Origin of the sequence: Pyrococcus woesei, assembly GCF_050496105.1 — an archaeon.
Classification (GTDB): Archaea; Methanobacteriota_B; Thermococci; order Thermococcales; family Thermococcaceae; genus Pyrococcus; species Pyrococcus furiosus.
In genome coordinates this window covers 1,741,399-1,767,257 of sequence record NZ_CP179867.1, presented here as the reverse complement: position 1 = coordinate 1,767,257, position 25,859 = coordinate 1,741,399, and the positions used below count along the sequence as shown (strand labels likewise).

Below are 25,859 nucleotides of genomic sequence, written 5' to 3'. Positions count from 1 at the left end.
TTTCTCACCTCATCAATCTCTGAAGCAGATCAGATTTTGAGGGGAGGTTTTCAAAAGTCTTAACGTCTTTTACCTTTAGGAGAATTGGTATATCTTTGAAGAGTCTTATTATCTTTCCAAATGGTATCTTTCCTTCCCCTGGGAGAAGGTGTAGATCTCCCACCCCGTAAGCTAGGGCATCTTCTGGCTCTACCTGGGGGAACATTTTTCCAAAATTATCGTGGACTAAAAGGATTATTGTTTTCTCGACTCCTAGTCTAACATCTTCTAAGAGCCTATTTTCATCCCCCTGGGCACTTAAGAATGCATGAGCTACATCCAGAGCAAATCCAACGTTGTCCTTATTCACGTTGTCTATTACGTAGAGAGTATCCTTAACACTAAACGTGTTTTCAAGTGCAATATTTATTCCAAAGTTTTCTGCTATATCAGCCAAAGCTTTTATTGAGTCAATCTCTAAGTCTAACCTTCCAGTTTTTCCACTTTGCATAACTATTGTTTTTGCTCCAAGCTTAATAGCAACATCCAAGACCGCCTTGGCAACTTTAAAATGTCTTGAGTAGTAGACGTTGTCCCTTAAATTCAACGAAACTGGCATTCTAACTATGTAATCTATTTCAACACCCTTTAGTATTGTCTCTATTTCTTTCAACTTTTCTTCTATCACGGTTCCGTTTTTAATAACTCCCAAAGCGTGGGGGAATATCTGGACGAAATCATAATTTTTTACTTTGATATCTGCTAAAATTGAGGCAAGGGTTTTTCTTTCATTTAAAAAGTGGGGATATATGCTAACTCCAACTTTCATTATTATTCACCTCACTTTTTTCTGAGATTTTCATCAAGCGAAAGACTTAAAAGTCTTCCGTGGATGAGGATAACTCGGGTAGTGCCGGGGTAGCTTAGCCTGGTCAAAGCGCCCGGCTCATAGGGCCCTCCCCCGTTAAGGGGGAGCCTGAGAAACCGGGAGATCCGGGGTTCGAAGCCCCGCCCCGGCACCACTATTCTTATGACTCCATGTACCGTATTAGAAATGAGGGGATACAAATGCACATAATGGAGTTCCCGCGAGAGGTAATTTTAGGTAAGAATGTTATTAGTGAGACTGTTAACGTTGCAAAAAGGTTGAGTTTTTCTTCACCTGTTCTTGTGGTTTATGGACCGAAAACAAAAGAAATAGCTGGGAAGGATGTGGAAAGAGTTCTTAAAGAAGAATTTGACGTTCATTCTGTAATTGTTAAGGAAGCAACAATTAATGAAGTTGAAAAGGTTGAAGGTATAATAAGAGACAATAAGGTAAAATGGGCTATTGCAGTTGGAGGAGGAACAATTATAGACGTTACCAAGTTGGCCAGTTATAGAGCAGGAATACCATTTGTCAGTTTTCCAACTACCGCATCCCACGATGGAATAGCAAGCGCAAATGCTTCCATAAAGGGGCTTGGAACTAAGACCTCAATCAAGGCCAGGCCTCCGGTGGCAGTTATTGCAGACATTAGAATAATAAAATCCGCTCCCAGGAGGTACTTAGCTGCAGGAGTAGGAGATGTTATCAGCAATATCACTGCTGTGCGGGACTGGAAACTTGCTCATAAAATTAAAGGCGAATATTTCAGTGAATACGCTGCAGCTTTAAGTTTAATGAGTGCAAAAATGGTCATGAGGGATGCGGAAATCATAAGAATAGGAGACGATGAAGGGGTTAGAAAAGTAGTGAAGGCCTTAATTTCCAGCGGAGTTGCTATGAGTATCGCTGGCTCTTCAAGACCAGCTAGTGGAGCGGAGCATCTTTTCAGCCATGCATTAGACCTTTTGCTTGAAAAACCTGCTCTTCATGGAGAGCAAACAGGAATTGGAACAATAATTATGGCTTATCTCCACGGAATAAACTGGAGAAAAATAAAGGAAACTCTCCAAAAGGTAGGCGCTCCAACTACAGCTTATGAGCTAGGAGTAGATCCAGAAATAATAATAGAGGCCCTTACTATAGCTCATACTATAAGACCAGAGAGATACACTATCCTGGGGAGGGATGGTCTGACTAGGGAGGCCGCTGAAAGGGCTGCTAAAATCACTGGTGTAATTTGAGGAGGTGGGAAAGATGGTTATCACACTGGTTGGAGAAAAGTTGGCTAAACCAGGTGTTGAGTTCATTTATTATGGACCAGCTGAGCCTTGTAAATCATGTAGATTGGCAAGAGTATGTACAGGAAACCTCGAACCTGGAAGGAGATACAAAATAATCAAGGTAAGAAATATGGAGTATCCTTGCCTACTTCATGAAGGAAAGGTAAGGGTAGTTGAAGTTGTAGAACCAGCAATTGATGTGATTATAGAGCCCAGGTATGCAGTTGCTGGGAGCAAAATAACATTAAAGTTTGTTGAATGCGATGATCCCGAAAAAGTTGATCTAGTAAGGCCAGAAGGACTATTTGAAGGGGACGTTGTGAAAATACTGGAGATAATTGGAGACATTGAGTGTAATGGAAGAAAATATAAGATTGCAAAGGTAATAAGGGAAAATACACAAAAATAGAGCATCACATTTTATCTGGAGCCTCTATACCCATTAACCAAAGAGAATTCCTTAGAACTTGCCTTGTAGCCATGACAAGCAAGAGCCTTGCTTCTCTTACTCCCTCTTCTGCTTTTATAACTGGATGATCCATGTAGAATTTGTTGAACGTTGAGGCAACCTCATTTGCATACCATGCAATTAAGTGGGGCTTAAGATCAGTTCCAGCTTGCTGAACTATTTCTGGGAACCTTGATAGTAACATTATTAATTCTCTTTCTTTTTCTGTTATTTGGTTAAAATTAGCCACTTTTAGAAGTGACTTCCAATCCGTTGATATTCCTAATTCTTCAGCTTTTCTTAAGATTGAAGAACATCTTGCATGGGCATACTGAATGTAAGGGGCACTCTCTCCTTCAAAGTTGAGCACGTCTTCCCATCTAAATACAATTTTCTTCTCTGGACTATACTTGATGAGGGTGTACCTTATAGCCCCAACAGCCACTTTCTTTGCTATTTCTTCTTTCTCTTCCTCTGTTAAGTTTGGATTCTTTTCTTCTATTAAACTCTTGGCTTTGTTTATCGCTTCGGCTATAACTTCATCTACAGTGAATCCAACCCATGTTCCTTTTCTACCTGAGAATTTTCCTTCTGGACTTTCTACGTGCTCATAAGCTAAATGGTGGAAGTTTTCCGCGGCATCTTTGTATCCGAGCAACTCTAAAGCATATTTAATTGCCAATTGAGGATGTCTTTGCTCTGCCCCAATAACATTAATGACAATATCTCCCGCTCCAAACTTTCCTGGTATTGGCTCTCCATCTGGGGCTGTAGTCCACGTATGCTCATCCCATTTCTTGTACATTAAGTCAATGTCTATTTTTCCAAATTTCCATAGGTGGTATGCTATGTCTTTTCCTGTGTATGTCGCTGTTCCATCACTTCTCCTAAGAACGAGATAAGGATTCTTCATATCGGGGAATAACTTGCTTAAATCCATAACAAAAGCTCCTTTGTATTTCCCCTCTTTTGGAGTGTAAAAGTTTTCATTTTTCTCGAGGAGTTTGATTGTTTTTTCAAAGAGCCTTGTGCTAACTATGTCACTTTCCCAAACTAAAAGATCATAATAAATGTTCAGACTATACAAAGTTTCCATCTGAGCCTTAACGACCTCTTCAGCAAGCTTCCTCCCGTTTAATTCTCTCTCTTCTAGTTTTTTCATTAGTTCTCTAATCTCCTTCTCTACTTCAGAAGACTCTTCAATTTTCTTATTAACCTCAACATAGAGAAGCCCTAATACATGATCTATTGGATTGTTTTTTGGTATTTTTTCTTTTAGTTCTTTCATTAATTCATCAAACTTCCTTTTTAAGTTCAAATATCCCCAATACACTTGGGCAAATTGAACTCCCAAATCATCAATATAGTTTTGGACTTCAACCTGATATCCCAAAAATCTCAGAATTCTTGCCACTGTATCTCCTAGTATAGCATTTCTTGCATGCCCCATGTGAAGTGGCTTTGTGGGATTAACTGAAGTATGTTCCACTATGACTTTCTTCCCTTTTCCTATTTCTGACCTGCCGTATTCTGTTCCATAACCTAAAATAGCTTCTATAACTAATTTAGAGATCTGTGGATAATCTAGGAAGAAGTTTACATATCCATTAACTGCTATAGCTTTTTTTACCTCTTTTGGTTTATTTTTGTTAAATTTTTCTGCAATTTCCTGAGCAATAATGAGGGGAGATTTTCTTAATAATCTGGCAAGTTGAAATGCTACTGGAGTTCCAAAATCACCCAACTCTGGGCTTGGAGTGTCTACAAATTGTATATCCTCACTCCAATCTGGTGCCATTTCTCTTACAATACCTTCGATAGTTCTCTTTATTTCGGACTTTATTGTTTCCATCATCTTTATCACCTCACTTGATTTTAAACCTCAACAGTGCAGCTATACCTCCAAGGGCCTTAAGTTTATCGCCTCCTTCATGTTCTGAGCTTACAACAACAACAGAAGCCCTCAAATTTCTCGCAAGTTCCATTAACTCTTCAATTTTTTCCCTTAGCTCGCCCTTTAGCAGGGAATCTAGGACAATTAGAGTTTCAACAGCCCCATAATTTGTTGCTTCTTCCACTTCTTTTAATCCATAAGCTACCAAGCCATTTTTTGCTATTTCTTCTATAACTTTTTCTACCAATTTTATTTCCTTTGATATTCTACTTTCAGTATACACTTTGTCCACTGTTCCTCTTTTTATAACTTCATAAATTCCTGTTCTTCCCCCCATACTTGTATCATCTGTGACAACTTTCTTTGCAAGTTCTGGATAATTTTCCCTGAGAAAATTAACGAAATTTTCCTTATAGAATCCAGGCCCGGCTACAATTGCCTTCTCTATATTTTCTCTTTTCATTAACTCCTCCATAGATTTTGCTACTTCATGGAAGAATTTCTTTTCTTCATCATCCCTTTTTATGTTATATCTCTTTCCACTTATATTGTAGGTTATAGATCCAACAAAGTCTAGGCCATATTCCCGGACTATTGCAATTTCGGCCTCTCCATCTTCTATTGCAACAATCATAACTCTCGCTTTTTTTGAAGACTCTATAGCTTCTTTAAGTCTTTCAATATGATAATTTTTCCATTTTTCCTTTTGTATAGTTATTACAGTCCCAGGTTCTACGGTTAGTGTATGATACCTTCCTAAAGGAACATCTTCTCTGCTTGCATAAATTATTGGCCCAGTTATTCTAAGTTGATTGGCAAACCTGTGTAGATTTATCTTTTCAGCTTTTATTCCTAAAAATACGGGTACTGCTTCAACTTTTTCTGGTCTTAAAGAATCACTTCTTTGAGCTTGCTTTCTTAGAGTTTTAGCATATACAACGTCTCCTTCACTTATGATATGATACAGATGCCAAAGATCATCAAGAGTCTCTGCTTTTATCTTTATCTTGCCTTCTTTTGGTTTTTCTTCCAATATCTCCATTTTTATCACCTCCACCCGAATTGAGACAGAAATTTTCTTTTGAGTCTTTTGATTGTTCCAGAAACCCCAAGAACTTTTATAATTGCCTTGTTCCCATTGATGTCTGACACTAGTGTTAGGGAAAATATGACATCATAGACATGGTTTCTGTCACACCTAATTATCCCAGTTTGAGTAGTTTCATCGAACTTGATTAACCATGGCTTGGCTTTTGCTGTTCCCAGTTCTCCAAGTGTTCTAAGACATGCATTCCAAATGGCTTCCTTTATTTCATCCTTGTTAAACTGATTTTCTGAAATAACCTTAAATGCTATGTACCTTTTCTTGTCTCTCAAAGTAGGAGGTAAGGTTTTTGGCCTCTCACTCATCCCTTGAAAGTGCACACAACATACATTTAAAAGTACCGAAATCTTTTTAAGGTACTACCCGCCATAGTAACACAAAAGGTTTATATACCTTTTGGAACTAGCAGTTATATTGGAGAGAGGGGGTTTGCAGACTGTGGGGGTGTTGATGTGAATAAGCAAAAGGTTTGTCCTGCTTGTGAATCTGCGGAACTTATTTATGATCCAGAGAGGGGGGAAATAGTCTGTGCCAAGTGCGGTTATGTAATAGAAGAGAACATAATTGATATGGGTCCTGAGTGGCGTGCTTTTGATGCTTCTCAAAGGGAACGCAGGTCTAGAACTGGTGCACCAGAAAGTATTCTTCTTCATGACAAGGGGCTTTCAACTGAAATTGGAATTGACAGATCGCTTTCCGGATTAATGAGAGAGAAGATGTACCGTTTGAGGAAGTGGCAGTCCAGATTAAGAGTTAGTGATGCAGCAGAGAGGAACCTAGCTTTTGCCCTAAGTGAGTTGGATAGAATTACTGCTCAGTTAAAACTTCCAAGACATGTAGAGGAAGAAGCTGCAAGGCTGTACAGAGAGGCAGTGAGAAAGGGACTTATTAGAGGTAGATCTATTGAGAGCGTTATGGCGGCATGTGTTTACGCTGCTTGTAGGTTATTAAAAGTTCCCAGGACTCTGGATGAGATTGCTGATATTGCTAGAGTTGATAAAAAGGAAATTGGAAGAAGTTACAGATTCATTGCGAGAAATCTCAATTTAACTCCCAAAAAACTATTTGTCAAGCCAACTGATTATGTAAATAAATTTGCGGATGAGCTCGGATTAAGTGAAAAAGTTAGGAGAAGAGCTATTGAAATTCTTGATGAGGCTTATAAAAGGGGGTTAACTAGTGGTAAGAGTCCAGCTGGTTTAGTAGCAGCAGCCCTATACATAGCTTCTTTATTGGAGGGAGAGAAGAGAACACAAAGAGAAGTTGCCGAAGTTGCTAGAGTAACTGAAGTGACTGTGAGAAATAGATACAAGGAGCTCGTAGAGAAGTTGAAGATTAAAGTTCCTATAGCATGATTTTATATTTTTTCTGAAAACCTTCGCCATTCAGGGCAGAATAAGTCACATTTTTTACCTGTAGAATCTTTTTTATCAGAAAGGAGAAGTATGGCGCCGGGGCGGGGATTTGAACCCCGGTGGGCGAACGCCCACGGGCTCTCCAGGCCCGCGCCTTCCCTGGCTAGGCTACCCCGGCACAATTAAATATAGGTAAGGGGATTAATAAGCATTTATCATGATATCAATTCAATTTCGATTGTAACATCTTCAGGAACTCTAATTCTCATAATCTGCCTCATTGCTCTCTCGTCCGCTTCAATATCAATTAACCTCTTGTGAACTCTTAATTCCCATCTGTCAAATGTGGCAGAGCCTTCTCCGTCGGGGCTCTTTCTTGTTGTAATCCTTATTCTCTTTGTTGGGAGTGGTATAGGCCCACTCATTCTAACTCCTGTTCTCTCTGCAATTTGCTTTATTTGGTTTGCAACTTCATCAAGAGAACGAACATTTGTGCTCGCTATCTTGATTCTCGCTTTTTGCATAATTGATCACCTCAAAAGAAAAAGAATTTGGGAGAGAAATCACTCTCCTCTCTGGATTGAGATGACCATACCGGCAGCAATTGTCATACCCATGTCTCTGATAGCGAATCTACCGAGCTGTGGAATCTCTTTGACTGGTTCAAGAACCACAGGCTTCATTGGCCTTAGGATTACGATTGCAGCATCACCAGTCTTGATGAATTGTGGGTTCTCCTCAACAATGTTACCGGTCTTTGGATCAAGCTTTGCTAGGAGTTGCTCGAATCTTACTGGAACCTGGGCAGTGTGAGCGTGTAGTACTGGGCTATATCCAACAGTAATTGCAGTTGGGTGGTTGAGTACGATAATTTGAGCCTTGAATGTGTCCTTTGTCCTAACTACTGTCGGTGGGTTGGTTGTGTGTCCAGCAACGTCGCCTCTCTTGATGTCGTTCTTGCTAACACCTCTGACGTTGAATCCGATGTTGTCACCTGGAAGAGCTTCTTCAAGTGGCTCGTGGTGCATCTCGATGCTCTTAACTTCACCCTGGATGGGCTTGTGGAATATGGTGGATGCTGGTTCAAATATTACTACTTCTCCAACCCTAAGCTTTCCAGTCTCGACTCTACCGACTGGAACTGTACCGACACCCTTGATTGAGTAGACATCCTGGATGGGTATTCTGAGTGGCTTGTCAACTGGCTTCTCTGGCTCTGGAATCTGATCAAGAGCCTCGATTAGGGTTGGGCCGTTGTACCATGGCATCTTGTCGCTCTTCTTAACTACGTTCTCACCTTCCCAAGCGCTGATTGGGATGACTGGGAAGTCCTTGTAACCGAGCATCTTCAAGAGCTTCTCTACCTGGGCCTTAACTTCTTCGAATCTCTTCTGGTTGTAGTTAACCATATCCATCTTGTTGATAGCTACAATGATATGCTTAATACCGAGTGTCCTTGCAAGGAAGGCGTGCTCCTTGGTCTGTGGCATGACTCCATCTGTAGCTGCAACTACGAGAACTGCAGCATCAGCCTGTGAGGCACCGGTAATCATGTTCTTTACGAAGTCCCTGTGACCAGGGGCATCGATAATTGTGATGTACCTGTGTGGGGTCTCGAACTTTGTGTGTGCAACGTCAATGGTAATACCTCTTTCTCTCTCTTCCTTAAGTCTGTCCATGACCCAAGCGAACTTGAAGGATTTACCTTTTTCACCCATTTCCTCGAACTTCTTGATGATCTGCTCTGGAATGTTTCCTGTGTCGTAGAGTAACCTTCCAATTGTTGTGCTCTTTCCGTGGTCTACGTGTCCAATAAATACAATGTTAACGTGGGGCTTGTCCTTTGGCATTTTCATTCACCTCCAATTTCTTGCCTAACCCTACTTTTGAACTTACTTTTTAAAGCTTTCGCACATCAGCCCCCTCAGGCGGGAAACCCGCCTTTAGTTGAGGGGGCTTCATTGAGCTCGGTGTGAAATTACGAAGGAAGTTTAAAAATTTAATGTCCTTATATACTTGGCTCGGCGGTGACCACTTTCATCATAAGCTCAGCTAAGACCGATTTCCTCATAGCCAAATTTTATTAAGCTATGTTAGCGGATTGTAATATGGTGGAGTTTATGAGGTTTATTCCTCTAATAGTTGCTAGACCTGAAGTGCAGATGGCGATTGATGAGGCGATTCTAATAGCTAGAAGTGAGGGAAAAGTTCCTGATACTGTAAGATTATATGTTTTCAAGCCGAGTTCAGTGACTATTGGGAGGTTTCAGAGCGTTAGACACGATGTTAATGTGGAGAAAGCAGAAGAACTTGGAATACCTATAGTGAGGAGAATTACTGGGGGAGGAAGTGTATTCCATGACGAATATGGGGAGATAACGTATTCAGTTATAATTGACGAGAACTATCATCCGAGCCTTAAGAATATCTACGAAAGTTACAGATTTTTGGCTGGCCCCTTGGTTGATGCTCTACAAGATCTTGGAGTTAAAGCTGAGTTCTCTGGACTGAATGATATTGTAGTTAATGGCAAGAAGATAAGCGGGTCAGCTCAGACGAGAAAAAGGGGAGTAATTCTTCAGCATGGAACATTTATGTATGCAACAAGACTTGAAGTTTTGGGAAGTGTATTGAAGGTCTCTAAAGAGAAGCTTAAGGATAAGGGCATTAAAAGCATCTTTGAGAGAGTGACCACATTGGAAAAAGAAGGAATTGAAATGAGCAGAGAAGAAGCTTATAATCTTTTGAAAAATTCCTTCTTTAGGGCTTTCCCGCTAGAAGAGGGGGAACTTACAAAGTATGAACTTGAACTAGCTGAAAAGCTTATAGAAGAGAAATATGGGAGAAAAGAATGGAACTTTCAGAGATAGATCATTTAAGGGCTAAGTCAACGTGAATGAAGGCTTGTTCAACTTCAGGGAGTTCTTCAACTTTTCTTTTAACTTCTTCACTGATGTCGTGAGCTTTCTTTAAAGGAATATTAGGAGGAACTTCAACGTGTAGCTCAACGTGAAGCTTAGGTCCGACATAATGGGCTTTTAAATCATGCACACCTACCACCCCTTTCACACTTTTTGCCACTTCTTCAATTTTCTTGCACACTTCATAGGGGGGAGCTCTCCCCGTTAAGTAACCAACATTTTCGAGTATTACTTTTATAGCTACTTTGGCTATGAAGAGAGAAACTATTAGTCCAGCTAAAGCATCACCAAACCAAACCCCATACTTTTGAGCAATAAGCCCTATTAAAACAGCAATTGTTGTTAAAACGTCACTTCTATGGTGGTATGCATCAGCTATTAAAATTTGATTGTTAAGCTTTCTACCCACGTGAAGGGTGTATTGGGCCATGACTTCCTTAGTTACCATTGAAAAAATTGCAACGGAAATCATTAGTAGCGTTGGTGAGGTCAGCTTTTTCATGAAGATTCGAGTTATTGAGTCTCTTGCAATTTCATAAGCTATTACTATTAAGAGCTCACCCATAAAGAATGCAAATAATGGCTCAAATCTTGAGTGGCCAAATGGGTGGCTACTGTCAGGAGGCTTTCTAGAAATTTTAATTCCTATTAGACCTATAAGGCTTGTAATAGTGTCGCTTAGGGAGTGAACACCATCTGAAATAAGAGCTATACTTGAATTAATAACTCCAACAACTATTTTTATTATTCCAAGCAAGGTATTTCCAATTATGCTGAGAAATATCGGCTTTATCTCTTCTTCCATCATATGAAGAGGGGGTATGCAACTTATTAAATTTCTCTTTGCGGTCAGTCCGTCACTCCCTCATCATACTTCAGCTTAGGCTGAATTCCTCATCCCGGTAAGTTGGCTCAGAGATCACCTACCGTCATCACTATTTCAGTTCGCCCATCACTCATCATTGCCTCTTTTAAAACTATCTACTGCACTAAAAATATTATTGCTGTTAGCAGAATTTAATAAAGAAAAAAGTTAGAGATCCATCAAATATCCCAACCAAACTCTTCTCTCACTAGCTTGACTAACTCTTTTAATTCCTCTTTCTTTATGTTTACACTGCTTGTTGCTCCAACAAGTGCTATTATTCCGTGAACTTCTTCTTGAATTTGGATAACATCGTCGCTGACTTTTGCAACTCTTAGCTCTCTTCTTGCTACCTCATCTTCACTGATCTTAAACCTATCCTCACCTATTTTATAGTATCTTATCTCTGTCATCTTTTCTCCCCCTTAAAGATTCTTCATATTTTAATTACGAAAGGAAAGATTATAAACATTTCGAGAAAGCTAATTTTCTTAGGTAGATTGTTTTAGTATCGCAAAAATAATCTCATTAACTTGGAAACAAGGGTGTGGGAGTAGCTCTAAGGCCTATAGACAAAGGTGAATTAATTGATATCGCAAGAAAAGTTGGGAGGATTAATGCTGAATTGGTTGTACATATGGGGAAGCAAATTTGTTTTTTTACTCAACTACTTTAGGAAGTGGCGTGCCTCTATCACGAAGAGTTTTAAAGTGAACCGTAACATTTATAAATTGATAGCAATGGATATCTTTTGGGCGAGCCGCCGTAGCTTAGCTGGTGGAGCGCCGGACTGTTAATCCGGCGGTCCCCGGTTCGAATCCGGGCGGCGGCGCCAGTAAGTGGGCCCGTAGCTCAGCCTGGTCAGAGCGCGCGGCTCATAACCGCGTGGTCCGGGGTTCAAATCCCCGCGGGCCCACCATCATTCTCTTCTGGACATTATTATTCCCAGGAGAATTAGAGCTAAGCCTAAAATAGTTGATTTCATAATTTTCTCCCCAACTAAGATTGAAATGAATACTAAGGATAGGACTGGAGTTAAATAAACCAAAGAGGCTACTTCTCCTGCTTTTTCACTTTCCAAAGCCTTAAGCCACAACAAGAAGGTTAATCCCATCTCAAAACTTCCCACGTATATTGCTCCCAGGATTCCAACAATATCAAATTTAATCCCCCTAAATATTCCCAGGAGTGAGATGTAAATGAATCCAAAAACAAAGTTCCAAAACATCTTTGTCTCAGCTTTTCTTGTATCCCTAAGATTAAGTATCCAGTACGTGGCCCATATTATGGCACTGCTTAGGGCCAAAAAATCTCCCGTTGGATTCGCAAATTTTAATGAGGCTAAATTTCCTCTAGTTCCAATTATTAAAGCCCCAAAGAACCCAATTAAGACTCCAAGAACTTCTCTTCCTGTAAGCCTTTGGCCCAAAAACACTGAGGAAAATATTACTAGAATAATCGGCCAGGTGTAATTAAGAGCTTGGGCCTCCTGGGCAGGTAGGAGGGAATATGCACTGAAAAGAACTAAATAATATAGGAAGGGATTTATGAAACCAAGAAGAGCTGAATTAATATTTCTTTTTATAGAAAAGTCTCTTTCCCCTCTTAAATTTGCTACGAGGAATATCATCATTGATGTGAGAGATGCATAAAATAGCATGCTTAGGGGATCTAGCCTGGATAATGTTAGCTTGAATGCTGAGGCAACAGTTGACCACAATAGTATAGCAAGGATAGCATATTTGTTCATGTGCTACCCTAATACTTATCCTTTAAGAATTTTGCTAAATGCCAATTCTCTGAAGATAATCTAATCCCTCTTCTCTTTTTCCAACAAATGCAACTTTACCTCCAGCGAGAATCACTATTTTGTTGACCACATGGTAAATTGGCTTCCATAGATGAGAAACTATTATCATATTAGTACCCTCTTCGGCTTTTTCCATAATTACTTCAGAAACAGTTGAAATTCCAAAAGTTTCAAGTCCCGAGAAAGGTTCGTCCAATATTACTACTTTATTCTCTCCTGATAAGGCTAGAATCCTTTCGGAAATTTCCAATAAAAGCTTTTTGATTATGTTATAAGATAAAAGATGTTTGACTTTTGTGTTAATTGGGTCTTAATTATGGATAAGTGTCTAAAATACAGGTCTTGAATTAGAACACTAAAAAAGAAACAGTTAGAATAAAAATTAAAAGATTACTCTCCTCCTCTCTGTAATCTGGCCTCTTGATATGCCTTGGTCCACTTAAGCTTCCTGGGGTTCCTTCCCATAAAGTAGTATCTTTCGCACTTCCTTGAGCAGAAGAACAAGACTCTGCCATCGTTCCTTACATACATTTTTCCAGTCCCAGGCTCGAAAGGCTTTCCACAGTAAGAGCAGACGTTCCACCTTGCCATAAAGTTCACCTCCTGCTCTTAATCTCTCTGGCCTCTCTTTCTGTCTCTCTTAGAATTAGTATATCTCCAATCCTTACTGGCCCTCTGACATTTCTCCTGATGACTCTACCCTTATCTCTACCCTCGAGTATCCTAACTTTTACCTGGGTTACGTCTCCAGTAGTACCTGTTCTCCCAATGATTTCGATAACCTCAGCTGGGTACCCCTCATCCTCAGCCATCTCTCACACCTCACGATGAGAGTGATAAATAATAAAGGGGAGGAAATCACTTCATTAATTCCTTAACTTTCATGGCTATCTCTTCAACTAAATCTCTCGCTTTACCTGGTTCAATTATGGCAACACTTGCGGCTGCAACTTCAATGCCAGCTGCAGCTCCAAGCTCCTTTTTACTTGGAACATAGATGTAGGGAATCTCCTTCTCCTCACAGAGTGGTGGAAGGTGTGCTACAATCTCTTCTGGATCAACATCCTCGGCAATTATGACGAGCTTTGCTTGGCCTCTCTCTACAGCCTTTGTGGTTTCATTTGTTCCCTTTCTAATCTTTCCTGTGTCTCTGGCTATTTCTACTGCTTGTAGAGCCTTCTCAGCAAGCTCCTTTGGGACTTCAAACTTCACGTAACTTGGTTTGGCCATCATCCATCCCTCCTTTAGTCATCGTTCATCTGTCGAGGTTGGTTGAAAACTCTGCTTTAAAAGGATTTTGGTTAGATGCAGGATACTGTTAGGATAAGCTGTGGGGTGTCAGGTTTAAGTTACTGGCAGTACTTTAGAAAAAGAAGGGGGAACATGAAGTCTGAAACCATTATTTACTGGGTGGTTTCAGCCTTAAAACCCTTTCGTCGCAACAAAATCCCACCAGAAAAGAAAATCAGGGGAGTAGAATTATACCTGCGAGGCCTCAGTTACCGGCAAACCGCCAGAATACTCAAAATCAGTCACGTAACAGTCTGGGAGGCAGTCCAAAAACTCGCAGAAGCAGTTTACAAGCCAAAAATCCTCGCAGTCAAAAAACAGCGAAACTTCATCGCAGTTGACGAAACAGTAATAAAAATCAACGGGAAGAAAAGATACCTCTGGGCTGCAATTGACGTTGAGAGCAAGGAAGTTTTAGCAGTCTGGATTACGACTGTTAGAAACTGGTGGGTTGCCAGGGATTTCATTCTGGTTGTTTTAAAGTCGTGTGAAGGGCAGCCTGTCTTTCTGGTTGACAGGGCGAGCTGGTATAAGTCTGCTTTTAAGAGTTTGAGGTTGGGTTATCTGCATGTGACTTTCGGGCCGAGGAACAGTGTTGAGCGCTGGTTTAGGACGTTGAAGGAGAGGACGAAGCGTTTCTGGAATAATTTCAGGGGTAAAGACTGGAGGAGGGTTCATAGGTTTGTTTTTCTGTTTGCCTTCTGGTATAATTTTGTCAGAATTCATTCTAGTTTTGGTGATCCGCCTGGTGATGTTACTGAATGGCTTCAGGAGGTGATGCCCCAGTTATCCTAACAGTATCTAATCGATAAGTTCTTTGGCTACATCATCTGAATAATATTCTAATGGGGACCTTCCGGATACGCATCAGGATACCTCAGTGCTATATAGTTCCTGTCTAGCTTCATTGCAAAATAAAGAATCTTCTTAGGACCCTTTATGTTGTTTTCAGCTAGCTCTCTTAAGAGCTTCGTTATTGAGTGTCCTATGGGAGCAAAGCTCAACCCTCTTAGAATAGCTTTCACAGCTAATTCTGCTGCTTGTTGGGCTTTAAAACTTGCCCATTCATAATACCCTTCTCTCAAATCGGAATACGCAGAAGCAAGAGTTCTCTTTGCCTCTACCATCCACCGATCATATTCTTTTTTCTTGAACATGAATAATCCCTTCAATTGATTATTAGAGTTTTGGGTTGAAAAAGAATAGATGTCTGGTGGACATTCCATTAACATAAGGTTAATAAGGTAAAGGGGATAAGGACTCGATAAGTATGGGAGAAACACTAAGAATTGCCTTTATCTATGATGTAATTTACCCTTGGGTAAAAGGAGGAGTTGAAAGAAGACTTTACGAGATAGCTAAGCGATTAGCTGAGAAACACGAAGTTCACATTTATGGGTACAAGCATTGGGACGGGAAAAAGATACAAGAAATGAATGGAATATTTTATCATGGAACCATTAAGCCAAAAAAGATTTATCACGGCAATAGGAGAGCAATACTCCCTCCAATTTTTCATTCAATAAATTTGCTTTTCCTTCTAAAGGGTCAACATTTAGACATTATCGATTGTCAAGCAACTCCATACTTTCCATGCTATGCTTCCAGGGTTAGTAACTCAAACTTAGTAATCACGTGGCACGAGTTCTGGGGAAATTACTGGCTAAAATATCTTGGAAGGGCAGGTTTCTTCGGAAAAATAATTGAAAGAGGGTTATTTGTTTTAACTGACAACCATATAGCAGTATCTCTAAAAACAAAAAAAGACCTCTACAAAGCAGGTCTCAGAAAGAATATTTACGTGGTTCCCAATGGGATAGACTTTGAAAAGATTCAAGAGATAAAGCCTTCCAGCTACACCTCAGACATAATCTTCGTTGGAAGGTTAATTAAGGAGAAGAATGTTCCTTTACTCCTAAAAGCTCTCACCATAATAAAACAGGATATCCCGGATGTTAAAGCTGTTGTAGTGGGGGATGGTCCTGAAAGAGAATATCTAGAAAAGTTATCTTTTAAGCTTAATCTTCAGGATAATGTAAAATTTTTGGGGTTCCTAAATAGATATGAGGATGTTGTGGCACTAATGAAGGCCTCCAAGGTATTTGCCTTTCCTTCTCTTAGAGAGGGATTTGGGATTGTTGTCATTGAGGCCAATGCAAGTGGCCTACCTGTGGTCACAGTTGAACATGAGATGAACGCCTCTAAGGATCTCATACTAGAATGGAAAAACGGATTTATCGCAAAAGTTAATGAGAAAGACTTTGCGGAAAAGATTTTAATCGCATTAGAAAAAAGAAAGAAAATGAAGAAACTGAGTACAGAAATAGCAAGGAAATATAACTGGAATGAAATTGTAAAAAAGCTGGAGAGATACTACAGGTGGATAGCATGAGGTACGTTATTTTGGCAAGGAATTTAGACTCGAAGGCAGGAGGAATTAGTGTTTATGGAAGAAATTTAATCAAAAAGTTAGAAGCTAAGGGAATAGATGTTATAATATCTCCTAAGGAAAAATTTTCATACTTTAAGTGGCTTCTTTTTGATGTTCCAATTTTCATACTAAAAACAGATGCAGATGTTTATCATGCAATTGGAATTATAGAGGGCATACTTTTACCGTTTATAAAGCCAAGAGCGAAAAAATACCTTACAGTTCACGATTTAATACCCTTGAAATATAAAGGAAGAGGATTTAGAAAAATTTTGGAGCGGTTCTTAGTTAGATTAGGACTGTTTTCAGCAAGATTCTACGACAAAATCTTTGCGGTCTCTCATCTAACAAAACTCGACGTTATTAGATTTGGAGGCATTGATGAGAATAAAATAGAGGTAGTTTATCAACCTATTGATGATAAATTCTTAAAAACCCCCACTAGTGGGAAGAGGCACAAAACCTTCAATATTGGATACATTTCAAGAATGGAAGCATACAAGCGGCATGAACTTTTGATCAAACTGTTTATGAAGTACAAAAATCCAAATGCCCGGCTTTACTTGGCTGGAACTGGACCCCTGTTTAAAAAAATACAAAAACTAGCAGAGGAAGACAAGAGAATAATTCTCCTGGGATTCGTACCAGACGATAAGATAGTTGAGTTTTACGACATGCTTGATGTGTATATCCATCCCTCAAAGTATGAAGGCTGGGGTTTGCCCATAGTTGAGGCAACCGCTAGGAAAAAGCCCGTGATAATCTTTGAAGATGCCGAGATACCAAGGGAGGTCAAGTACTTATGCCTAAGTATTGATTTTAATATCATAAATCCACTTATTTCTAATCTAAAATACCTAAAAAAAGTAGGAGTGATCAAGAACAAAGCTTGGAGGCGTATATATGAGAATTCTATTTGTCACTGAGTATTACCCCCCAATACATATGGGTGGGGCTGAAATTAGCCTAAAAATTTTAGTAAACAAGCTAGCTAAGCTAGGACACGAAGTCACTGTTATTACTCCCAATTATACTAAGTATAAAACCGAAACTGAGATTTCCAAAAATTTGAGAGTAATAAGATTTAAATCCTGGCGGTACTTTTTATTTAAGAAACAGTTGCGCAAGATCTCTTCTGAAATTTATCTGCGAAAAAAAAGTTCATACTACTTCCAATTAAACGGGTATATCAAGTTATCCTCTTTTGAAATTATGAAGGTTGTAAAAGAACTCCTCCAGAAGGAAGACTTTGACGTTATCCATGCAAATAACTTGGAATCAATTCTAGGCCTTTCAAAACTTCAAGTTAATACAAAAGTTGCACATTTGAGGGATTTTGCACTACTCTGTTGGAATCGTGGGTTGAACAATAATGGGAAACTATGCGAAGGATGCAGTTTAACAAACATACGGCAGTGTATGGGAGCAAATTACATATTGGGTTCAGCTTTAGTGCACGAAATAAACAAAAGAAAAAATGTGCTAGGGAAATTTGATAAGATTCTTGCAATTAGCAATTTTGTAAAAATGGAATTCGTGAAAAGACTAAATATCCCTACTGAAAAAATCTCTGTACTTTACAATCCAATAACTCAAGAGATAGTCTCAAATATTTCAAAAGAAGAAGCTCGACAATACTTAAATCTTCCAGAAGATAAGACAATTGTTTTATTTGTTGGAACCCTTACAGAACTAAAAGGAGCCCATTTAATACCAAAGATAGCAAAAGAGTTACCCGAACATTTGTTTGTTGTTGTAGGAGATGGACCCCTAAGAAAGATGTTTACTGAATTCCCATTAGAAAACGTCCTCTATGTGGGATATCAACCAATGGAGATACTAAGACACTATTACAAAGCCTCTGACATTCTTCTCGTGCCCTCTCTGTGGCACGAGCCCTTTGGGAGGGTTATCATAGAGGGAGCAGCCAATGGTTGTTACGTTGTTGGAAGTGATAAAGGTGCCATTCCTGAGATTATTCACTGGATAGGATACGGAACATCTGTACCCCCTCAAAGCAAGTATTTTGTGGAAGCAATAAAGAATGCTCCCCAAACCACCAAGCATGAGAAGTTAAAAATAAAAATAATTAACTATTCCCATAAATACGCAGAGAAGTTTATAAAGGCAATCATGGAATAAGAGTTTGTATGGATGAAAACAACCTCTTGGTTGTCACAAACATATTCCCAAATAAGGATGGCTCCTATTATCAAGGAGTATTTGTAAAAGAACAGATAAAATTTCTGAAGAATTATTTTGATAATGTGTATGTTATAAGTCCCTGGCCCTATGGATATAAAATGTTTCTTAAAGATTATTCCTACGAGAACGTTTACGTATATTATCCTAGGTTTATTCACTTTCCCATAGGGTATTTTAGAAGAAGACTTGGAGAGAATTATTACAAGACTATTCTAAAGGTAATAAAAAGAGAGAATCTGAAATTTAAGATTGCTCATGCTCATTTCACATGGCCGAGTGGATATGCAACTCACATCTTAAAAAGAACACACAAAATACCATTTGTAGTAACAACTCATGGACTTCACGATACAAGAATGAACTTTCTTCTAAAAAATGGAGCCATGGAGGTTTGGAAATCCGCAGATGCTATTATCAATGTTTCAAGAAAATGTGTGAAGCTATTAATGAGAGTGGGTATCCCAGAAGATAAATTGTATTATATCCCAAATGGTGTCGATACATCTTTATTTTATCCCCAGGAGACTGCACTAATTCGAAAGGAATTAAATATCCCTATTGATAAAAAAATATTAATTAGTGTTGGAAATCTTGTGGAAAAAAAGGGGTTTGAATACTTGATTAGGGCTATGAAAATAATATTGCATGCAAGAGATGATGTTTTGCTATATATAATTGGAGAAGGACCACTTAGAAAAAGACTTGAAAATATAACAAGAGAACTAAAGCTGGAGGAGCATGTATTCCTTGTTGGTCCAAAACCCCATAGAGACATTCCATTGTGGATTAATGCAGGAGATTTATTTGTACTTCCCAGTTTAGTAGAAAATTTTGGAGTTGTAAATATTGAAGCACTAGCTTGTGGAAAACCCGTTATTTCAACAATCAATGGGGGAAGTGAAGAAGTAATAACATCGGAAGAATATGGCTTACTATGCCCGCCTAGAGACCCTGAATGCTTGGCAGAGAAAATTTTAATGGCCCTAAACAAAGAATGGGACAGAGAAAAAATAAGAAAATATGCTGAGCAGTTTGATTGGAGGAACATAGCAAGGCAAATTTTTAAGGTGTATGAAGATGTTTTATCTAACTATTGAGGAACTCTACTAACTTATCTTTCAAATATTCCCAACTATAATAAGTTCTAATGAATTTTCTTCCAGAAACAGCTTTCTTTCGTAGAATTTTTGCATCGAGAGTTAGGAGCACGTTTGGAAGCTCTGAATTATCATCAATGAGAACAGCAAATTTCCCGTTTCTCGTCTCATAGCTGAATGACCCATAGTGTACGGTAATTACAGGTTTGCCCATTGCAATAAATTCCTTCAATTTGAACGAGCTCCTAACAGTATCTGTAAATTTTTTACCTACTGGAACTACGCAGATATCCATAGCACTAATATAAAAGGGAATCTCTGAGTGCTCAACATACCCAGTAAATATGAACTTATTGGATACCCCTTTTTCTTCTGCATATCTCTTTAATGTTTCAAGGCCTTCTCCAAACCCAATAATTAGAAATCTGAAGTATTCAAGCATGTTCGATGTTTTTAACTGTCCAGCACAGTCAACCAACTCTTTTCCAACAAAGGTGTTTTTTCTCCTGCTTATTCTACCAACAAATCCTACGACTATTTCATCATCCCGAATTCCTAACTTTTTTCTCATCTTTTCTCTTTCTTCGCCATACTTTTGCTTAGAAATTTCCATATCTATGCCATTTGGAACATAAATCACGTCATCCCTATTTTTCCCTAGATGAAGAGCTATCTTCTTGAGCTCTGGGCTTACAACGACGACTTTATCTGCAAATTTTATAGCTAAATATTCCCAAAATGAAATTTCCCAGGGTCTAGGTTTCTTCTTTCTAAAATCCACAAATGCATCGTCCCAGTCCACTACTAATAGAGTTTTCTTTAATAACTTTGCAATAATTCCTGGGATTGAACTTGCTATTAAGGGGGCGGAGACATAGAGGATATCAACCTCAAATCTTGGATCTAATACAGCTATTATGTTCCTGAGGATTATAGAGACCTTCTTAACAATTGAGCCTTCCCATTCAATTGGAATAATTTGACGTGTTCTGATATTTTTGTCTTTTGTATCGCCCAGTAATTTCTTTAGTCGGATAGAAGTTGCATACTTCTCGGGCAACCCGTATACAACTACAATACTTCTCATTTTTCTTCCTCCTTTTTAAGAATCTTCCTTGCCTTTATTTGCCCATATCTGTTTGCAATTACTGCAATTAAAAACAAAGCAAGCATTAATAGTTTCCCATCTTTTAATATCATACGGGGGATGTTGTAGTTAGGCGCCGCTCTAATGTTTTTCAGTTCGTCTTTGTTAAAAAACGACTGCCACTTTTTTCTAAAATAGTAATTTCCTATCCCCCTATTAACTTGCTGTTTCCAAAATCCTTTAAGAGTGTAGTCTTGGATGTGAATAGCCTTTAGTGGAATAAATGCAAATTTGTAACCTTTTAGAGCTACTCTGAGTTTTAAATCGGCATCTTCTCCAGCAGCTACTGGAAATGTTTCATCAAATCCACCCACCTCCTCAAGAACTTCCCTTTTATATGCAACGTTACAAGTTGCTCCTCCAAAAGTTTCAAAACTTCCAATATAAATGGTCCTTGGCATATTGTAAGCAAGTCTGGACATATAAGCCTCATACTGTGCAAAAATATTTTTTCTTAGAACTTCTTCAGAAGCTTCTACATAGCCACTTACAGCCGCAACTTCGGGATATTTTCTAAACACATTCAAGAACTCTTTAATCCAATTATTAGGAACAATTACATCATCATCAACAAAAAATACGATTTCTCCCTGGGCATTTTTAATGCCCAGGTTCCTAGCTGCTGCTGGGCCTTTATTTCGTTGCCTTAATACTCTTAGGTTTTGAATTTCTTTTCTTGTCTCTTGAAGAAACTCATAAGTGCCATCTGTAGAGCCATCATCTACTACAACTATCTCATATCTTTCCTTGGGGTAATTTTGATTTATAAGAGCCTTTAAACACTGCTGTAACTTTTTCTTGCGGTTATAAGTTGGAACAACAATTGACACATGCGCCTTCATCTAAACCCTCCATAACTGTTAATTTAAAGCAGGCCAAGCCTTTTAAGTTCATTATATAAATTCTCCCCATAATTATACCAAGTATACTTTTCTACATGTTTTCTTGCATTTTTCCCCATTCTTTTGACCTCAGACGGGTTCTCATAAAAGTATTGAATTCCGTCTTTTAGGCTTTTGATATCTCTAATCGGTATCACAAATCCATCTTTTCCATGTCGAACTATTGAACCACTGTTGTATGTAACTATGCTTGGTAATCCCGAAGCCATTGCCTCGTAGGTAACTAATGCAGATCCTTCCTCGATAGAGGGAAATACAAACACATTAGACTCTCTAAGTATAGGGACAATATCCTTAACCCTGCCAGTAAATATAATGTTTTTAAGTTTGCTGTACTTCGCAATAATTATTTTAACGTCTGGAGAAATCGCTCCAACAACATATAATTGAGCGTCTTTTAAATTAAGCTCACTCCAAGCTTTTAAAAGATAAGGAATACCTTTTCTTATGCTAACAGTACCAACAAATACTGCTCTAAAAATCTCATTGTTATAATTGTCTTTAGGTTGAAACTTTTCTAAATCCACACCAAAAGGTATCTTAATAAGCTTCTCTTCTGGGATCCCGTTCTTTATGAAAGTCTCTTGAACAAAATCCGAAGGTATTTTTATAAAATCTGCCTCTTTGATTTCTTTTAGGGCTTTCAGATAAATTTTTTGACTTCCAACCTTAAAGGGGATGTTCCATTTTTGATATTCCTCCTCCAATATCTTTAGCTGATAGAGAGGATGGGAAGAAGCACACTCTACAATTGTCTTAATCCCTAACTTTTTGGCTCTTTTAATCTGATTGAGACTCATATTCATCCATCCGTAAAACACTTCAGCCCCATCTACATAGCGGGATGCAATCCTGTCAAACAAATTATTCATAATCTCGTACTAGGGCAATACTGGAAGTATCCTTGCTCTTGTAAAACCAAGAGGCATGTCCAGGTACTTTAGGTATTTTAATTTTTTGATTTTCGAGCTTGGAACCTTATTCTCCTTATAATCATAGGCTATTGCATACCTTAAGCTCCCATTTCGATGCAATCCTTCTACTTCATAATATGCAGTGTTCCCTATCCCTCCCCCAAAAAGAACAGCTCCTATTGTATAAATAACTTCAGACAATTAAATTTTCCCCCCAAACCATTTTATTGTCTTTTTGAGCCCTTCTTCGAGTTCGACCTTTGGTTTCCAGTTTAGCAGTTTTTGTGCTTTACTTATGTCTGGACACCTCCTAGGAGGATCATCAGGAGGTAGTGGATGAAATTCTATTGGCGAATCAGAATTAGTAAGCTTCTTTATGAGATAAGCAAGCTCAAGAATACTAATCTCCCGGGGATTGCCCAAATTCACAACTTCCCCTCTACCGTTCTCCACAGCGGCAAACTTCAATACTCCCGTTATGAGATCAGTTACATAACAAAAACTCCTTGTCTGGCTCCCATCTCCAAAAACAGTAATTGGCTCTTCATTCAAGGCTTGACTTATAAACCTTGGGACTACCCTACCATAAACTCCATCAGCTCGCATTCTTGGCCCATACGTATTAAAAATCCTAACTATTCTCACATCAACATTGAACTGCCTATAATAAGCCATCGTGAGAGCCTCTCCAAGTCTCTTTGACTCATCATAGCAACTTCTAATGCCAATTGGATTCACGTAACCCCAATACGTTTCAGGAGTTGGGACAACTTCAGGATGACCATAAATTTCGCTCGTTGAGGCAAAGATAAATCTCGCATTATTCTTTTTAGCCAATTCAAGCATATTCCTAGTTCCAAGGGTGTTTGCATCTATTATCTCTAGAGGATAGTGCTCGAATTCAAAAGGTGATGCCCTTGAGGCGAAATGAAAGATAAAATCAAGTTTTTCTCTGATTTCCAAGGGTTTCGAAACATCGTGCTCTATAAATACAAAATTCTCCTCACTTGTTAGATGAGAGATGTTTTCCCAACGACCACTGGCAAAGTTATCAACACAATAAACCTTTGCTCCCAACTCGATTAACACATCACAAAGCCAAGATCCCAAAAAACCAGCACCACCTGTAACCAGAGCAGTCTTACCCTCAAAATTAGCACTATCTAATGCTCTTACAATTTCTCTTACATCTGACTTTATCGGGTCCATCATATTCTTTCCCCCACTAACGATTTGATAAGTTCTCTTAGCTTTTCACTAAGTTCTTCATCTTCTAATCCTAATTCAATATTTGCCCGTAGCCAATCAAAAATGTTACCAATGTCATAACGCCTGCCCTTAAACACATAGCCGTAAATTTTCTTCCCATTCTGAACCATTAACTCTAGAGCATCTGTGAGCTGTATTTCTCCCTTTTTATCAGGCTTTACCTCCTCCAAATACTCAAAGATTTCGGGGGTTAAAATGTACCTTCCTAAAATGGCCAAATTTGATGGAGCTTCGTGAATTTCTGGCTTTTCAACTAGCTTGTTTATCTCAAATATTCTTTCATTAATATATCTCCCTATCCCAACAACTCCATAGAGAGAAATTTTCTCCTCTTGAACTTCTTCCACAGCGATTACCGGGGCCTTTAATTCTTCATAGGATTCTATTATTCCAGCAGTACAAGAAGGGAGTGTAATAGTATCCCCCAAGAGGAGAGCAAAGGGTTCATCGCCAACGAAAGCCTCTGCATATTTGATAGCATCCCCCAATCCCCTTTGTACTCTCTGTCTAGCATAGTAGATATTTATATCATCGAGGATTTTATCCAATTTGTCAAGATGTGGATTTTTCACTTCATGCTCATATCTATCGAAATGATCTTCGATTGCCCTCTTATGTTTTCCCGTTATTATCAAAACTTCTCGTATCCCAGCCTCATAAGCTTCTTCGAGAACATATTGGATAGTTGGCTTTCTCACAACAGGGAGCATTTCTTTTGGTTGTGCTTTAGTCAGTGGTAACATTCTTGTTCCAAGGCCTGCTGCTGGAATTACCGCTTTTCTCACTTTCACCAGCACACCCCCTCGTAAATTCTCGCTGTTTTCTCGGCAGCTCTAATTCTCCTACCGTCAATAACAATTTTCCCAGAGTAATCTACCTTCTCAAATTCATTCCACTCTGTAACTATCAAAATAACATCAGATTTTTCAAGAACTTCTTCAGGCGAGTTAGCGTATTCTATCTTTTCCCCAACATCCGGATAAAAGCGCTTGAAATTCTCCATGGCTTTTGGATCGTAAGCTATAATGTGAGCTCCTTTTTCCAGAAGTTTTCTGACTATAATATAAGCCCTAGTCTCTCTCACGTCATCAGTGTTTGGCTTGAATGCTAATCCTAACACTCCGACAGTTTTTCCCTTAAGGTCTGGAACATGCTTCTTTAGCAATTCAATAAGCTTGAGAGGTTGCCTCTCATTGACCTCAACAACTGCCTTTAGGATTATTGGGTCCTCTCCCAGTTCTTCCGCCTTCCTAATTAAGGCTCTGACATCTTTTGGAAAGCATGAGCCACCCCAGCCAATTCCAGTCCTGAAGAAGTAGGGGCTTATCCTATGATCTAGGCCAACTCCTTCAAAAACTTTCCAAGAATCTATTCCGAGTTTTTTACAAATATTCCCAATCTCGTTTGCAAAGCTTATCTTTGTTGCTAGGAAAGCGTTTGAGGCGTACTTTATCATTTCAGCAGTCTTAATGTCCACAATTAACTTTGGTGCATTAATGGGAGCATAAAGCTCTTCGAGGACTTTCTTAGTCCTCTCATCTTGAACACCAATGACTATTCTATCCGGGTTGAGGAAGTCCTTCAATGCAGTACCTTCTCTCAAAAACTCTGGATTCATTGCAAGGCCAAAGTCTTGGATTGCCTTCTTACCAGAATACTTTTCAAGGATTGGTCTTACAACTTCCTCGGTAGTTCCTGGGAGGACAGTGCTCTTAACTACGACAACATGATAATCTTCCTTTTCTCTTAGTGCCTTTCCAATAGCTCTGCTGGCTTCTTTAACGTATGTAAGGTCAATCGAACCGTCTTCTCTTGAGGGAGTTCCAACGGCTATGAACGTAATGTCAGAATTGAGAATTGCATCTCTATAATCGTTAGTAGCGTAATATTTACCTCTAAATTCTTGCATTAATTCTTCCAAACCCTCCTCATAAATTGGAGGTTGAGCATTATTAATCATTTGGATCTTCCTCTCATCAACATCAACGAAGATAACGCTATTCCCAAGCTTGACAAAACCTATCCCTGTGACAAGCCCAACATAACCAGAGCCAACAACCGAAACTCTCATCAAACCAC

The 25,859-nt window shown here is 39.0% G+C and carries 30 protein-coding genes and 4 tRNA genes; 12 read left to right on the top strand and 22 right to left on the bottom strand.

What is annotated here, in order from left to right:
- Window positions 1–4: 4 nt before the first annotated feature.
- Window positions 5–808, bottom strand: a complete 804-nt coding sequence (locus ACMFNG_RS09795; protein WP_011012530.1) for a sugar phosphate isomerase/epimerase family protein — start codon at window positions 806–808, stop codon at window positions 5–7.
- A gap of 83 nt (window positions 809–891) precedes the next feature.
- Here ACMFNG_RS09795 and ACMFNG_RS09790 point away from each other — a divergent pair.
- The 3 genes from ACMFNG_RS09790 (at window position 892) to ACMFNG_RS09780 (ending at window position 2,536) form a co-directional block, all read left to right on the top strand.
- Window positions 892–1,001, top strand: a tRNA-Met gene (locus tag ACMFNG_RS09790).
- A gap of 46 nt (window positions 1,002–1,047) precedes the next feature.
- Window positions 1,048–2,088: an NAD(P)-dependent glycerol-1-phosphate dehydrogenase gene (locus ACMFNG_RS09785; protein WP_014835398.1), complete on the top strand. Its 1,041-nt coding sequence runs from the start codon at window positions 1,048–1,050 to the stop codon at window positions 2,086–2,088.
- A 13-nt stretch (window positions 2,089–2,101) separates the two neighbouring features.
- On the top strand, window positions 2,102–2,536 hold the full coding sequence (locus ACMFNG_RS09780) for a UPF0179 family protein (protein WP_014835397.1): 435 nt from the start codon (window positions 2,102–2,104) through the stop codon (window positions 2,534–2,536).
- Window positions 2,537–2,540: 4 nt separating this feature from the next.
- Here the strand turns inward: ACMFNG_RS09780 and ACMFNG_RS09775 are convergent, their stop codons facing one another.
- From ACMFNG_RS09775 to ACMFNG_RS09765, 3 genes are read right to left on the bottom strand one after another with little or no spacing between them, the layout of a single operon-like run.
- Entirely contained in the window at window positions 2,541–4,430 is a 1,890-nt protein-coding gene (locus ACMFNG_RS09775; protein ID WP_011012527.1) for an arginine--tRNA ligase, read from the bottom strand.
- A gap of 10 nt (window positions 4,431–4,440) precedes the next feature.
- The gene (locus ACMFNG_RS09770) at window positions 4,441–5,511 is read right to left on the bottom strand and encodes an mRNA surveillance protein pelota (protein WP_011012526.1); all 1,071 of its coding nucleotides are present in this window, start codon (window positions 5,509–5,511) and stop codon (window positions 4,441–4,443) included.
- Between the two features lie 5 nt (window positions 5,512–5,516).
- On the bottom strand, window positions 5,517–5,879 hold the full coding sequence (locus ACMFNG_RS09765) for a ribonuclease P protein component 2 (protein ID WP_011012525.1): 363 nt from the start codon (window positions 5,877–5,879) through the stop codon (window positions 5,517–5,519).
- A gap of 147 nt (window positions 5,880–6,026) precedes the next feature.
- On the opposite strand from ACMFNG_RS09765, the gene ACMFNG_RS09760 reads away from it, so the two are divergent.
- The gene (locus tag ACMFNG_RS09760) at window positions 6,027–6,929 is read left to right on the top strand and encodes a transcription initiation factor IIB (RefSeq protein ID WP_011012524.1); all 903 of its coding nucleotides are present in this window, start codon (window positions 6,027–6,029) and stop codon (window positions 6,927–6,929) included.
- A gap of 91 nt (window positions 6,930–7,020) precedes the next feature.
- On the opposite strand, the gene ACMFNG_RS09755 is transcribed toward ACMFNG_RS09760, so the two are convergent.
- From ACMFNG_RS09755 to tuf, 3 genes are all read right to left on the bottom strand, one after another.
- Window positions 7,021–7,107 (bottom strand) — tRNA-Ser (locus ACMFNG_RS09755).
- A gap of 37 nt (window positions 7,108–7,144) precedes the next feature.
- On the bottom strand, window positions 7,145–7,453 hold the full coding sequence (gene rpsJ, locus ACMFNG_RS09750; protein ID WP_011012523.1) for a 30S ribosomal protein S10: 309 nt from the start codon (window positions 7,451–7,453) through the stop codon (window positions 7,145–7,147).
- A gap of 39 nt (window positions 7,454–7,492) precedes the next feature.
- A complete protein-coding gene (tuf, locus tag ACMFNG_RS09745; RefSeq protein ID WP_011012522.1) occupies window positions 7,493–8,779 on the bottom strand; it encodes a translation elongation factor EF-1 subunit alpha in 1,287 nt (428 codons plus the stop codon).
- A gap of 270 nt (window positions 8,780–9,049) precedes the next feature.
- On the opposite strand from tuf, the gene ACMFNG_RS09740 reads away from it, so the two are divergent.
- Window positions 9,050–9,799, top strand: coding sequence for a lipoate--protein ligase family protein (locus tag ACMFNG_RS09740; protein WP_014835396.1), 750 nt, complete (start codon window positions 9,050–9,052; stop codon window positions 9,797–9,799).
- Between the two features lies 1 nt (window position 9,800).
- Here the strand turns inward: ACMFNG_RS09740 and ACMFNG_RS09735 are convergent, their stop codons facing one another.
- Window positions 9,801–10,655: a cation diffusion facilitator family transporter gene (locus ACMFNG_RS09735; RefSeq protein ID WP_014835395.1), complete on the bottom strand. Its 855-nt coding sequence runs from the start codon at window positions 10,653–10,655 to the stop codon at window positions 9,801–9,803.
- Between the two features lie 239 nt (window positions 10,656–10,894).
- Window positions 10,895–11,128 carry a hypothetical protein gene (locus ACMFNG_RS09730; RefSeq protein WP_011012519.1) on the bottom strand — a complete coding sequence of 78 codons (234 nt, stop codon included), beginning with the start codon at window positions 11,126–11,128 and terminating at the stop codon, window positions 10,895–10,897.
- A 346-nt stretch (window positions 11,129–11,474) separates the two neighbouring features.
- Here ACMFNG_RS09730 and ACMFNG_RS09725 point away from each other — a divergent pair.
- Together ACMFNG_RS09725 and ACMFNG_RS09720 are read left to right on the top strand one after the other, a co-directional pair.
- Window positions 11,475–11,550 (top strand) — tRNA-Asn (locus ACMFNG_RS09725).
- A gap of 6 nt (window positions 11,551–11,556) precedes the next feature.
- Window positions 11,557–11,634 (top strand) — tRNA-Ile (locus tag ACMFNG_RS09720).
- Here the strand turns inward: ACMFNG_RS09720 and ACMFNG_RS09715 are convergent.
- From ACMFNG_RS09715 to rpl7ae, 5 genes are all read right to left on the bottom strand, one after another.
- The gene (locus ACMFNG_RS09715; RefSeq protein WP_011012518.1) at window positions 11,635–12,465 is read right to left on the bottom strand and encodes a DMT family transporter; all 831 of its coding nucleotides are present in this window, start codon (window positions 12,463–12,465) and stop codon (window positions 11,635–11,637) included. It lies immediately after the preceding tRNA gene.
- A gap of 34 nt (window positions 12,466–12,499) precedes the next feature.
- The gene (locus ACMFNG_RS09710) at window positions 12,500–12,775 is read right to left on the bottom strand and encodes a transporter (RefSeq protein ID WP_011012517.1); all 276 of its coding nucleotides are present in this window, start codon (window positions 12,773–12,775) and stop codon (window positions 12,500–12,502) included.
- Window positions 12,776–12,915: 140 nt separating this feature from the next.
- On the bottom strand, window positions 12,916–13,116 hold the full coding sequence (locus tag ACMFNG_RS09705; RefSeq protein WP_011012516.1) for a 50S ribosomal protein L24e: 201 nt from the start codon (window positions 13,114–13,116) through the stop codon (window positions 12,916–12,918).
- Window positions 13,117–13,121: 5 nt separating this feature from the next.
- On the bottom strand, window positions 13,122–13,337 hold the full coding sequence (locus tag ACMFNG_RS09700) for a 30S ribosomal protein S28e (RefSeq protein WP_011012515.1): 216 nt from the start codon (window positions 13,335–13,337) through the stop codon (window positions 13,122–13,124).
- A gap of 46 nt (window positions 13,338–13,383) precedes the next feature.
- Window positions 13,384–13,755: a 50S ribosomal protein L7Ae gene (gene rpl7ae, locus ACMFNG_RS09695; protein ID WP_014835393.1), complete on the bottom strand. Its 372-nt coding sequence runs from the start codon at window positions 13,753–13,755 to the stop codon at window positions 13,384–13,386.
- A gap of 153 nt (window positions 13,756–13,908) precedes the next feature.
- Between rpl7ae and ACMFNG_RS09690 the strand changes: the two genes are divergently transcribed.
- A complete protein-coding gene (locus tag ACMFNG_RS09690) occupies window positions 13,909–14,610 on the top strand; it encodes an IS6-like element ISPfu1 family transposase (RefSeq protein ID WP_011011522.1) in 702 nt (233 codons plus the stop codon).
- 47 nt (window positions 14,611–14,657) lie between these two features.
- Here the strand turns inward: ACMFNG_RS09690 and ACMFNG_RS09685 are convergent, their stop codons facing one another.
- The gene (locus ACMFNG_RS09685; RefSeq protein WP_014835392.1) at window positions 14,658–14,972 is read right to left on the bottom strand and encodes a HEPN domain-containing protein; all 315 of its coding nucleotides are present in this window, start codon (window positions 14,970–14,972) and stop codon (window positions 14,658–14,660) included.
- 113 nt (window positions 14,973–15,085) lie between these two features.
- Between ACMFNG_RS09685 and ACMFNG_RS09680 the strand changes: the two genes are divergently transcribed.
- Genes ACMFNG_RS09680 through ACMFNG_RS09665 form a run of 4 tightly spaced genes read left to right on the top strand, consistent with a single transcriptional unit; the run spans window position 15,086 to window position 19,548 of the window.
- On the top strand, window positions 15,086–16,207 hold the full coding sequence (locus ACMFNG_RS09680; protein WP_011012511.1) for a glycosyltransferase family 4 protein: 1,122 nt from the start codon (window positions 15,086–15,088) through the stop codon (window positions 16,205–16,207).
- On the top strand, window positions 16,204–17,172 hold the full coding sequence (locus tag ACMFNG_RS09675) for a glycosyltransferase (RefSeq protein WP_011012510.1): 969 nt from the start codon (window positions 16,204–16,206) through the stop codon (window positions 17,170–17,172). The genes ACMFNG_RS09680 and ACMFNG_RS09675 overlap by 4 nt, the downstream gene beginning before the upstream one ends.
- Complete coding sequence (locus ACMFNG_RS09670; RefSeq protein ID WP_011012509.1) at window positions 17,150–18,388, top strand: glycosyltransferase family 4 protein; 1,239 nt, start codon at window positions 17,150–17,152, stop codon at window positions 18,386–18,388. Before ACMFNG_RS09675 ends, ACMFNG_RS09670 begins: the two co-directional genes overlap by 23 nt.
- A gap of 8 nt (window positions 18,389–18,396) precedes the next feature.
- Window positions 18,397–19,548 (top strand): glycosyltransferase family 4 protein, encoded by a 1,152-nt coding sequence (locus ACMFNG_RS09665; protein WP_011012508.1) that lies wholly within the window; start codon window positions 18,397–18,399, stop codon window positions 19,546–19,548.
- On the opposite strand, the gene ACMFNG_RS09660 is transcribed toward ACMFNG_RS09665, so the two are convergent.
- From ACMFNG_RS09660 to ACMFNG_RS09630, 7 genes are read right to left on the bottom strand one after another with little or no spacing between them, the layout of a single operon-like run.
- Complete coding sequence (locus tag ACMFNG_RS09660) at window positions 19,538–20,635, bottom strand: glycosyltransferase (protein ID WP_011012507.1); 1,098 nt, start codon at window positions 20,633–20,635, stop codon at window positions 19,538–19,540. The genes ACMFNG_RS09665 and ACMFNG_RS09660 overlap by 11 nt on opposite strands.
- Window positions 20,632–21,537, bottom strand: a complete 906-nt coding sequence (locus ACMFNG_RS09655; protein ID WP_011012506.1) for a glycosyltransferase — start codon at window positions 21,535–21,537, stop codon at window positions 20,632–20,634. Before ACMFNG_RS09655 ends, ACMFNG_RS09660 begins: the two co-directional genes overlap by 4 nt.
- Window positions 21,538–21,560: 23 nt before the next feature.
- Window positions 21,561–22,469 (bottom strand): glycosyltransferase family 4 protein, encoded by a 909-nt coding sequence (locus ACMFNG_RS09650; RefSeq protein ID WP_011012505.1) that lies wholly within the window; start codon window positions 22,467–22,469, stop codon window positions 21,561–21,563.
- A 9-nt stretch (window positions 22,470–22,478) separates the two neighbouring features.
- Complete coding sequence (locus ACMFNG_RS09645) at window positions 22,479–22,712, bottom strand: hypothetical protein (RefSeq protein WP_011012504.1); 234 nt, start codon at window positions 22,710–22,712, stop codon at window positions 22,479–22,481.
- Window positions 22,713–23,723 (bottom strand): UDP-glucuronic acid decarboxylase family protein, encoded by a 1,011-nt coding sequence (locus tag ACMFNG_RS09640; protein WP_011012503.1) that lies wholly within the window; start codon window positions 23,721–23,723, stop codon window positions 22,713–22,715. It lies immediately after the preceding gene.
- Entirely contained in the window at window positions 23,720–24,571 is an 852-nt protein-coding gene (locus ACMFNG_RS09635) for a UTP--glucose-1-phosphate uridylyltransferase (protein ID WP_011012502.1), read from the bottom strand. Before ACMFNG_RS09635 ends, ACMFNG_RS09640 begins: the two co-directional genes overlap by 4 nt.
- Window positions 24,568–25,851, bottom strand: a complete 1,284-nt coding sequence (locus ACMFNG_RS09630) for a UDP-glucose dehydrogenase family protein (RefSeq protein ID WP_011012501.1) — start codon at window positions 25,849–25,851, stop codon at window positions 24,568–24,570. Before ACMFNG_RS09630 ends, ACMFNG_RS09635 begins: the two co-directional genes overlap by 4 nt.
- Window positions 25,852–25,859 lie beyond the last annotated feature (8 nt).